9 protein-coding genes are annotated in these 9,982 nt (G+C 69.8%); all 9 read left to right on the forward strand.

What is annotated here, in order from left to right; translation table 11 throughout:
• Window positions 1–11: 11 nt before the first annotated feature.
• A complete protein-coding gene (locus BLW84_RS13530; protein ID WP_093265439.1) occupies window positions 12–821 on the forward strand; it encodes a thioesterase II family protein in 810 nt (269 codons plus the stop codon).
• A complete protein-coding gene (locus tag BLW84_RS13535; protein ID WP_093265441.1) occupies window positions 818–2,620 on the forward strand; it encodes a non-ribosomal peptide synthetase in 1,803 nt (600 codons plus the stop codon). The genes BLW84_RS13530 and BLW84_RS13535 overlap by 4 nt, the downstream gene beginning before the upstream one ends.
• 81 nt (window positions 2,621–2,701) lie before the next feature.
• Window positions 2,702–3,940 (forward strand): cytochrome P450, encoded by a 1,239-nt coding sequence (locus BLW84_RS13540; protein WP_093265442.1) that lies wholly within the window; start codon window positions 2,702–2,704, stop codon window positions 3,938–3,940.
• Window positions 3,941–3,993: 53 nt separating this feature from the next.
• A complete protein-coding gene (locus BLW84_RS13545; RefSeq protein ID WP_093265444.1) occupies window positions 3,994–5,250 on the forward strand; it encodes a cytochrome P450 in 1,257 nt (418 codons plus the stop codon).
• Window positions 5,247–5,576 carry a phosphopantetheine-binding protein gene (locus BLW84_RS13550; protein ID WP_093265446.1) on the forward strand — a complete coding sequence of 110 codons (330 nt, stop codon included), beginning with the start codon at window positions 5,247–5,249 and terminating at the stop codon, window positions 5,574–5,576. Before BLW84_RS13545 ends, BLW84_RS13550 begins: the two co-directional genes overlap by 4 nt.
• Window positions 5,573–6,835 (forward strand): cytochrome P450, encoded by a 1,263-nt coding sequence (locus BLW84_RS13555; RefSeq protein WP_093265448.1) that lies wholly within the window; start codon window positions 5,573–5,575, stop codon window positions 6,833–6,835. Before BLW84_RS13550 ends, BLW84_RS13555 begins: the two co-directional genes overlap by 4 nt.
• Entirely contained in the window at window positions 6,832–7,611 is a 780-nt protein-coding gene (locus BLW84_RS13560; RefSeq protein WP_245761122.1) for a thioesterase II family protein, read from the forward strand. Before BLW84_RS13555 ends, BLW84_RS13560 begins: the two co-directional genes overlap by 4 nt.
• Before the next feature lie 103 nt (window positions 7,612–7,714).
• Window positions 7,715–7,936 carry a ferredoxin gene (locus BLW84_RS13565; protein ID WP_177226446.1) on the forward strand — a complete coding sequence of 74 codons (222 nt, stop codon included), beginning with the start codon at window positions 7,715–7,717 and terminating at the stop codon, window positions 7,934–7,936.
• 31 nt (window positions 7,937–7,967) lie between these two features.
• Window positions 7,968–9,947, forward strand: coding sequence for a carbamoyltransferase C-terminal domain-containing protein (locus BLW84_RS13570; protein ID WP_093265452.1), 1,980 nt, complete (start codon window positions 7,968–7,970; stop codon window positions 9,945–9,947).
• Window positions 9,948–9,982: the final 35 nt, after the last annotated feature.

Consider the following 9,982-nt stretch of genomic DNA (forward strand, 5'->3'; position numbering starts at 1 on the left):
AGGAGATCACCATGCCGGATCCCGGATCATGGCTGCTGAGGCCGCCGCCCGAGGACGCGCAGACCCTGCTGTTCGGCTTCCCGTACGCCGGCGGTGGCGCCTCCCTGTACCGGCAATGGCCGAATCAGATCGGGGACGCCTGGTTCGGCGCGCTCCAGCCGCCGGGCCGGGAGCACCGCTTCCGGGAACCACCTGTGCGCACCCACGCCGAGTTCACCGAGTCGCTGGTGGAGTACCTGGCCCGCTTCGCCGACCGCGAGTTCGCCTTCTTCGGCCACTGCGGCGGCGTACCGCTGGCGCTGTCCACCACGCTGGCGCTGCAGGATCGCGGAATGCCGCTGCCCGCACGGATTTTCGCGTCGGGTTGGGGCCCACCGCACGAGCGGCTGTACGGCAGGCTCAACTTCGTCGACCTGGCCACCGCCGACCTCGGCGCAGAGGTCAGCGCGTTGTTCGACAAGCTCGGAGTGCCGGTGCGCGAAGACTTCGTCGAGGTGGCCGCCCAGGTCCTGCGCGTCGACTTGGAGCTGCACCGGCCCCACCTGCACGACGCGACGCGCTTCCTGCCGGCACCGGTGACGGTGCTCGGCTGGACCGACGACGACGTCGTCCCGCCTGCGGAGGTGTGCCGCGGCTGGGAGGAAGTCGCCGAGACCCGCTACGAGGTCCTCGACGGCGAGCACTTCGCGTTCACCCGCTGCCCGCCGCCCCTCGTCGACCTGCTGACGCGTGACATGACCGACGTGCGACCGCCTCCGTCGACGCGTGCCGATGCCGTACCGAACAACCCACTCGAAACGACGCCGGAGGTAATCCCATGAGCTCATCCGACGGATCGCCGCAACTCGGCCCGACCATTCACGAACTGGTGGAGGGCTGGGCGGCCGCTACGCCGTCCGCGCCCGCGGTGCGGGACGCCGACGACACGATGACCTACCGCGAGCTCAACGAACGAGCCGACCGGTTGGCCACCGTGCTGCGGGGCAGCGGGGTAGGGCTGGAGAGCCGGGTCGGCGTCGCGATTCCTCGTTCGGCGGAGGCGATCGTGGCATTCCTCGGCGTGTTGAAGGCGGGCTGCGGCTATGTGCCGCTGGACCCCGAATACCCGGCGGAGCGCCTCGACTTCATCCTCGCCGACTCCGGCGTCGAGGCGCTGGTCACCGTTTCTTCGGTCGAACTCGCGCACCCCGAAGGAGTGCCGGTGATCGTCCTGGACGGCGACGAGCCGGCCCCGGCGTCGGCCCCGGCTCCGGTGCCGGTGACCGCGCAGCAGTGCGCGTACGTCATCTACACCTCCGGCTCGACCGGCACCCCGAAGGGCGTGGTGGTCGAGCACCGCAACGTGGTCGCGCTGGTGAGCAACGACGACCGGCTGGCCGTCGGCCAGGGCGAGACGGTGGCGCACTTCGCGCCGACGGCCTTCGACGCATCGGTCTTCGAGATCTGGGGCGCGCTGTGCCGCGGTGCGCAGGTCGCGATCCTGCCCGGGGCACAGGTGTCCATTGAGGAACTCGGGCGCCAGCTGCGTGAACTGCAACCGGACTGGTTGTTCCTCACCACGGGGCTGTTCCACCTGCTGGCCGACTTCGACCTGACCGCCCTGAAACCGGTCGGGCGCCTGCTGACCGGCGGCGACGTGCTCAACCCGGACCACGTGGCGGCGGCCGCCGCCACGACGTCGGTGTACGCCGCCTACGGGCCGACCGAGACCACCGTCTTCACCACGCTGCACTCGCCGTCGCCGGGCCTGCAGGGCAGCCGGGTACCGCTCGGACGCGGCCTGGACGGCGTGGGGGTGTACGTCCTCGACGAACGGCTCGAACAGGTCCCGCACGGCGAGATCGGCGAGCTGTACATCGGGGGCAGCGGGCTTTCCCGCGGCTACCACGACAGGCCCGGGCTGACCGCCGAACGCTTCCTGCCCGATCCGTTCGCCCACGTACCCGGGGCGCGCATGTACCGCACCGGCGACCTCGGTCGGGCACTGCCCGACGGCGAGCTGGAATTCCACGGGCGCATCGACCGGCAGGTGAAGGTGCGCGGATTCCGCATCGAGCTGGGCGAGATCGAGAACGTCTTGCTGAGCGCACCGGACGTGTCGGCCGCGGCGGTGGTGGCGGTTCCGGGGCTGGACGGCGACAAGCGGCTTGCCGCGTACGTCTCGTCGGGCGCAGATCTCGCCGTTTCCGAGCTGCGCGCCTGGACCGCCGCCCGGTTGCCGGGCCACGCCGTCCCGGCCACCTTCATCGTCCTGGATTCGCTGCCGCTGGACGCCAACGGGAAGCTGGATCGCCGATCGCTGCCCGCGGCTTGGGCCAGCCGGGCCGCCGTGGAGGGACTTCCGCCGTACGTGGCGCCCGGCAGCGAGATCGAACGGATCATCGCCACCGCTTGGGCCGAGGCCCTGGAGCTCGACGAGGTCGGGGCGCGGGACGACTTCTTCGCCCTGGGCGGGGATTCGCTGCGCAGCGTCGCCGTGCTCGAACGGCTCCGCGCGATCGGGGTCGGGTTCACCGCCGCCCAGTTCTTCAGCCATCCGACGGTGGTCGAGTTGGCGGCCCAGTACGAAGCCGACGCCACCCCGTCCGACGCGGCGAGCACCGCCGCGTCGACTTCCTGATGCCGACGGCCCCGCCGCGAGACGGGGCCCGAGGTTCCGCACCGCCACGTAAGCCATTTCGAACCAGTCCTTGGGGACCACATGCGCATCACCGCACCCGATTCCGCCGAGTCCGTTCCGCTCGACGAGATCGACCTGTACGCCCCCGAGCGTTACCGCGACGGCAGCCAGCACGCGGCCTGGCAGACCCTTCGCCGCCAGGCACCGGTCTGGTGGCACGAACGGCCCGGCCAGCCGGGTTTCTGGTCGGTGACGAGGTACGCGGACTGCGAACGCGTCCTCAAGGAGCACCGCACGTTCAGCTCGGCATCGGGCACGGTGCTCGGCTCGATCGAAACCGGTGACCCCGCGGGCGGGCGGACCATCTCGCTGATGGATCCACCCGAGCACACCGGGCTGCGCACCGCGTCGATGCGGTCGTTCAGCCACTCGGTCCTGCGCGGGCGGACCGACCGGATCCAGGAGCAGGTGCGCCGCCTGGTGCAACCGTGCCTCGACGGCGAGCAGGACTTCGCCCACCTGATGCGCAGGTTGCCGATGGCGATCACCGGAGAACTGATCGGCATCCCGGAGGAGCACTGGGATCCGATCGCGTTCTGGACCGCGGCCGGGATCTCACCGGAGGATCCCGCGTTCGCCGTCGGGCCCACCACGGCGCACACGCTGCGCCGCGCCCACCACGAGCTGTTCGCGCGGTTCTCCGAGCTGATCGCGCACCGCCGCCGCCACCCGGGCACAGATCTGATCAGCGCGCTGCTGGAGCTGCGGCCCGACGGGCGGCGGATGGAAGACGGCGACGTGCTGCTCAACTGCTACAGCTTCATGGCCGGCGCCAACTCCACCACGCCGCACGTCGCCGGCCAGACGCTGCTCGCGCTGATCGAGCACCCGTCGTGGTGGGAGTGGCTGCGCGAGGATCCGGAGCGGACAACGGCGGTGGTGGAGGAAGGTGTGCGGTGGACCGCCACACCGCACCACCTGGTCCGCCGCGCGTTGCGGGACACCGAGATCAGCGGCGTCCGGATCTCCGCCGGCGACTGGGTCTGCGCCTGGGTCGGCTCGGCGCATCGCGACGAGGCGGTGTTCGACGACCCCTACCGCCTGGATCCGCAGCGCCCGCCCAACCAGCACATCGGGTTCGGCATCGGCCCGCACTACTGCATCGGCGCGCCGCTGTCGCGGATCGCGTTGCGGGCCTTGTTCGAAGAGCTCGTCTCGAAGTTCGAACAGATCGAGTTGGCCGGCCCCGTCACGCACCTGACGTCGAACTGGGTCAACGGGCTGTCGTCCATGCCGGTGCTCGGAAAACCGCGGCGGTGACTGATGGAGAACGCAAGTGACCTGATTCCCGACATCGACACGGAGGTACGTCGATGCAACTGACCGCCTCGCCGCCGACCGCGCCGGTACCGCTGGACAAGATCGACCTCTACGACCCCGGCCGTTACCAGCACGGCGAACAGCACGCGTCGTGGCACGCCCTGCGGACGACGGCTCCGGTGTGGGCGCAGCACACCCCGGAGGGCGACAGGTTCTGGTCGGTGACGACCTACCGCGATGTTTCCCGGGTCCTCATGGACGACCGGAGGTTCAGCTCGGCGCACGGCACGATCCTCGCCGTCGCACGGGGGGACAGCGCGGGCGGTAAGACGATCAACCTGATGGATCAGCCCGACCACGCGTCGGTCCGGCTGCCCACCATGCGCACCATGGCGACCCGGCTGGTCCGGGAACGCCGCGAACGGGTGCGCGGTCACCTCCGCCGGATCCTGGACGGGCATCTCGATCACGGCGAACCGGTCGATTTCGCCGAGCTGATGCTGCAACTGCCGATGGCCGGGGTCGGCGAGATCATCGGCATCCCCGTCCGGCACTGGTCGTCCATCGTCAGGTGGGCGATGGCCGGTGTCGCGCCGGCGGATCCGGAGTACGCGACGGGCTCCGAGGAGGACACCCTCCGGCACGCCCACCACGAACTGATGGCCCTGTTCTCCGACCTGATCGGGCAACGGCGCCGCCAGCGCCGGGACGACCTGATCTCGGTGCTGCTGGACCTCGACTTCGGCGGCCGCCGGATGAACGAGCACGAGGTGCTGCTCAACTGCTACAGCTTCGCGATGGGTGCCATCACGACGACACCGCAGGTCGCCTCGCACATGGTGCTCGCATTCGCCGATCAGCCGCAGGCCTGGCGCACCCTCCGGGCGAATCCGGACCTCATCCCGAGCGCGGTGGAGGAGGCACTGCGGTGGGCCTCGCCGACCAACCACCTGATGCGCCGCACCCTCACCGAGGTGCAGATCGGCGATGTCCGGCTGGACGAAGGGGAACTGGTCTGCGCCTGGGTCGGTTCGGCCAACCGGGACGAACAGGTCTTCGCCGACCCGTACGCCTTCGACCCGGCGCGCACACCCAATCCGCACCTCGCCTTCGGCGTCGGCGCGCACCGCTGCATCGGCGGACCGGCGGCGCAGGTGGCGCTCGCGGTGCTGCTCGAAGAACTGATCGCGCGGTGCGACCGGTTCGAGCTGGCGGGCGAGGTGACCCACCTGTACTCCAACTTCATCAACGGGATCACGCACCTGCCGGTGCGGGTTCGCACGAGTGATCGGGAGGTGGCGCTGCCATGACCCACGTGGAGCACGAATCCGGCGCGCCCGCAACGGAACCGGCGGTAGCGCGCGCCGACAAGAACTTGTCGACCGAGTACATCCCGCCCCGCACCGACCTGGAACGGCGGCTGGCGGACATGTGGGCCGAACGCCTGAAGGTCCGGCCGGTCGGCGTGGACGACGACTTCTTCGAACTCGGCGGCCATTCGCTGGCCGCCGCCGAACTACTGGTCGACATCGCGTCGGCGACCGGCGTCGAGGTCTCCGCGCAGACCCTGTTCCTCCAGCCCAGCATCGCCGAGCTGGCCGCGGCGCTGGAAACCGGGACGGGAGCGCAAGGATGAGGCACTCGCACCCGACCGACCCGCACGCCATCGACCTCGACGCGGTGGACCTGCGGGATCCGGCGCTGTACCGCAACGGCGACCCGCATGCGGTGTGGCACGCGATGCGGCACCGGGACCCGGTGCGCTGGCAACCTATCGGGCAGGGATCCGGTTTCTGGTCCGTGACCCGGTACCACGACATCGTTGCGGTGTTGCGCGATCACGCCACCTTCACCTCTGAGGGCGGCACGTTGCTGACGCTGCTCGGGCAGCCCGACCCGGCCAGCCGGCAGCAGCTGTCGGCCACCGACCCGCCGCGCCACACCGAGATGCGGGCGCCGTTGCAGCGCCTGCTGGTCGGCCGCACGGCGGACCGGCACCGCGAACGGGTGCGGGCCGAGGCCCGGAGACTGCTGGCGCCCGCTCTCGGCGGTGAGCCGTTCGACATCGCGGTCGCGGTGCACCGCCTACCGGTCGTCATGTTCGGGACGTTGATGGATCTGCCGTCCGCCGACTGGCCCAGGCTGACCGAGCTGGCCGAGATGGCGGTCGCCCCCGACGACCCGGTCCACCAGCTCTCCTCCGGCGCGGCGGCGACCCAGCACCGGGCGCACCGGGAGCTGTTCGCCTACTTCCAGGACGCCGCGAGCCGGCGGCAGAAGGCGCCCGGCGAGGACCTCCTCAGCACCCTGCTCACGATGACGGTGGAGGGCGCCCCGCTCGGCCGCGGCGCGGTGATGGCCAACTGCTACCTGCTGTTGATCGGCTCCACCGTGACGGTGCCGGAAGTGCCGAAGGCCGCGCTGGCCGAGCTGATCCGGTCCGGTCGCTACGCCGACTGGGCGGAGCACCCGGAACTGCTGGAAAGTGGTGTGGAGGAGGCGTTGCGCTGGGCTTCCCCGGCCAACCACGTGCTGCGCTACGCGACGCGACCGACCGAACTGCGCGGGGTGCCGATCGCCGAGGGCGACGCGGTCGTCGTCTGGTACGGCTCGGCCAACCGCGACGAGGAGGTCTTCGACGATCCGTACCTGTTCGACGTGCGTCGCCACCCCAACCGGCACCTCAGCTTCGGCGCGGGTCCGCACTACTGCGTGGGATTCGCCATCGCGCGGATGACCCTGCAGGTGCTGTTCGAGGAGATGTTCGCCGCGTTCGAGGACTTCCAACTGGCCGGCCCGGTGGAGCACGTGGCGTCGAACTTCGTCGCCGGGATCACCAGCATGCCGGTGGTGGGCAAACCCCGGCCGGGCCACCAACGGGGGGCCGCGCGGTGAGCGCCGACGTCCCGGTCGCAACGCCCCGGAAAGCCCGGCCACCGCGCTGGTTCCTGCGCCCGCCGGGGAGCGAGGCCGCGGCCCGGCTGTTCTGCCTGCCTTATTCCGGCTGCGGGGCCAGCATGTACCGGAACTGGCCTGCGATGGTGGAGGGCCTGGAGATCTGCCCGATCCAGCTGCCCGGCAGGGAGAACCGGCTCCGGGAACGTCCACATGAGACCTACCAGCAGCTGGCCGCCGAGGTCATCGATGCGATCGGACCGCACCTGGACCGGCCGTTCGGGTTCTTCGGCCACTGCGGCTCGGCGCTGTCCTCGTACGAGATCGCGGTGCAGCTGGCGCGCAGCGGCGGGCCCGTGCCGACCTGCGTGTTCGTTTCCTCGCAGGTGGCACCGCAGGAAGGACCGTTCGGCTCCTACCTGGAAATGGACGACGTCGAGCTGGCCGAGGAAGTCCGGCGGCTGATCCGCGAGTTGGGCGGTGTCGAGCCGCGGGAAGATCTGGTGCGGCTGTCCCTGCGGGTGATGCGCGCCGATGTGGACGCCAACGCGAAATACCGGATGGCGGAGGCGGTGCGGCTACCCTGCCGCGTCAGCGCCATCGGCTGGAAGGACGACGTGAACATCCGGCCGGACCAGATGACCGGGTGGCGCGACTGCGGGCGAACCGTCTTCCGGCTGCTGGGCGGCAGCCACTTCACCTTCCTGCAAGCACCGGCCGATCTCCGCGAGGTCCTGCTCGCGGACATGGACCTGCCGCTCACCGCTGCTCCGTGAGCGGCGGTAGCGCTCGCGGTGCGGGACTCAGTCCCCAGGCGTGAGGACCGGCGAAACGCCGATCTGACAGCACGATCAACGAAAGCGAACACAGGAGGCACTGGTGTCACAGTGGCGGATCCGGATCGATCAGAGCATCTGCGTGGGCTCGGGCACTTGCACGTCGATCGCACCGGACTTGTTCCAGCTCGACGAGGAGGACCGTTCCTGCCCACCGGCCGGTGCGTTACCGGCCCAGCCGCGTCTGATCGAGGCCGCGGAACTCTGCCCGACCGGCGCGATCGACGTGGTGGACGCCGAGACGGGCGAGTCGCAGATCGACTGACCGTTCATCCAGAGAGCCAGGAGGCAGAAGCATGACCAACGGAACCATGGGCGGCTACGTAGTTTCCACCTACCTGAGCCCGCCTGGCCTGCTGGCCTTTTCCGCGCACCGCCACGACCAGAACGTCGCGCTCTGGCGCGTCGACGACACGCGCATCACGCTGGTCAGGTACTGGGAAGTCGAACGGCTGTCCGGGCTGAAGCACCACGAGTTACCGCTGTACGACAGGCCGGAGGCGTGCGGGCGATTAATCGACGAACTGATCGGGCGGGAGGGGTTGACACGCGCCGACCTGACCGAGATCTGGGGCACACCCGGGCTGGAGATCACCACGGCGTTGCCCGAGTTCGACTGCAAGGGCCTGCCGGTGCACAACCTGGCGCACGTGTTCTCCGGCCTGTTCATGGACGCCCGTGCGTTCCGCAGCGCGCCGATCATCGCGCTGGCGATGGACGGCGGCCCCGACTTCGCCCTCGAGGACGACGTCGCAGGCGACACCTGGTACGCCGGTGCGGTCGCGCACGAGGGAAACGTGGAGCTGACTCCGGTGGAGTCACCGGGCCTGCTCTGGCACGCCTCCCAACGCCTCTTCGGAATGGAGCCGGGCACCCTGATGGCCTTGGCCGGTGCCAGCCCGGCTTTCGTCGACTACGACCTCGATGTGCTGCTGGGCGAACGGTACTGGGGCGGCCATTCGCTGATGGACAAGTGCATGGGTCTGGTCGGCGACATCATCGAGGCGGCGACGGCCGCGATCCGGTCGGGAATCGAGAGCGCGGAGCACCCCTTCACCCGCGACGACCTGATCGCCAGCGCGGTGATGAAGATCGTCCAGGCGGCGTCGATCGCGATCGCGAAGCGCAACGTCGACATGCTGCTGGAGCGCAGCGGAGTCGATCCGACCGAGGCATTCCTCTCCCTTTCCGGCGGATTCGCGCTCAACTGCCCCACCAATTCCAGGCTGGTCAGCGCGTACGGCTTCCGCGGGCTGCTGGCACCACCCTGCGCGAACGACTCCGGCCAGGCACTGGGCATCGGACTTCTCGGCTTCTTCGCCCGCGGCGACCTGAGCGATCGCGAGGTGGACGTCCGGCTGCCGTACGCGGGCGAGGACCGGCTGCGCACTTCGGCGGCGAAACAACGCTGGGACAGCCGTATCCTGGGCGTCCAGGACTTCGACGAGGAGGTCTTCGTCGCGGACATCCAGCGCCATCCGGTGGCCTGGGTCGACGGTGCCGCGGAGATAGGTCCGCGGGCGCTCGGGCATCGCAGCCTGCTCGGAGATCCTCGCCGGATGGAGACCAAGCGGGTGCTGAACCGGGTGAAACAGCGCCAGTGGTGGCGTCCGGTGGCGCCGATCGTGCTGGAAGACCACGTCGCGGACTGGTTCGTCGACGGTCGCCCCTCGCCGTTCATGCTGGAGACGTTCCTGATCGCGCCCGAGTACCAGACGTTGGTACCGGCCATCGCGCACATCGACGGGAGCGCCCGGATACAGACGCTGTCGGCGGCGGACGAGCCCTTCCTGGCCGGCGCTCTCCAAGCGTTCCACCGGGAATCCGGCGTTCCGATCATCTGCAACACGTCGCTGAACGACCGGGGCGAGCCGATCGTGAACGAGGCCGGCGAGGCCGTGAACTTCTGCGTGCGCAAAGGAATCGCCGTCGCCTACATCGAACGTCGGCGTTATCTGCTGGACGTCTCGCAGCCGGACCTGCTGCCCGACGAACCGCAGCAGCGGCCGCTCGCCCAGCTGTACGCCGATCAGGAGAAGCACCCCGCGGTCCTGTTCGGCCCCGACGCGGCGCCGGAAGTGCTCTACCTGCTCTACTTCTGGCCGTCCCTCCGACGATTGGCCGGGAAGCCGAACGGGGAGGCCAAGTTGAAGGCCGCCGCGCAGCTGATCGCCAAGAAGGACGGCCAGTTCTGGACGCGAGTGGACGGGTTCGCCTCGTACTGGCAGTCCCTCCTCGAAGGAAAGATCACCCACGGTCAGATCGACACCCTGTAGGGAAGCCCGAACGTCTACCGGGACAGTGCTCCGGC

The organism is Saccharopolyspora shandongensis (assembly GCF_900106995.1).
In the GTDB taxonomy this organism is placed as follows: Bacteria; Actinomycetota; Actinomycetes; order Mycobacteriales; family Pseudonocardiaceae; genus Saccharopolyspora; species Saccharopolyspora shandongensis.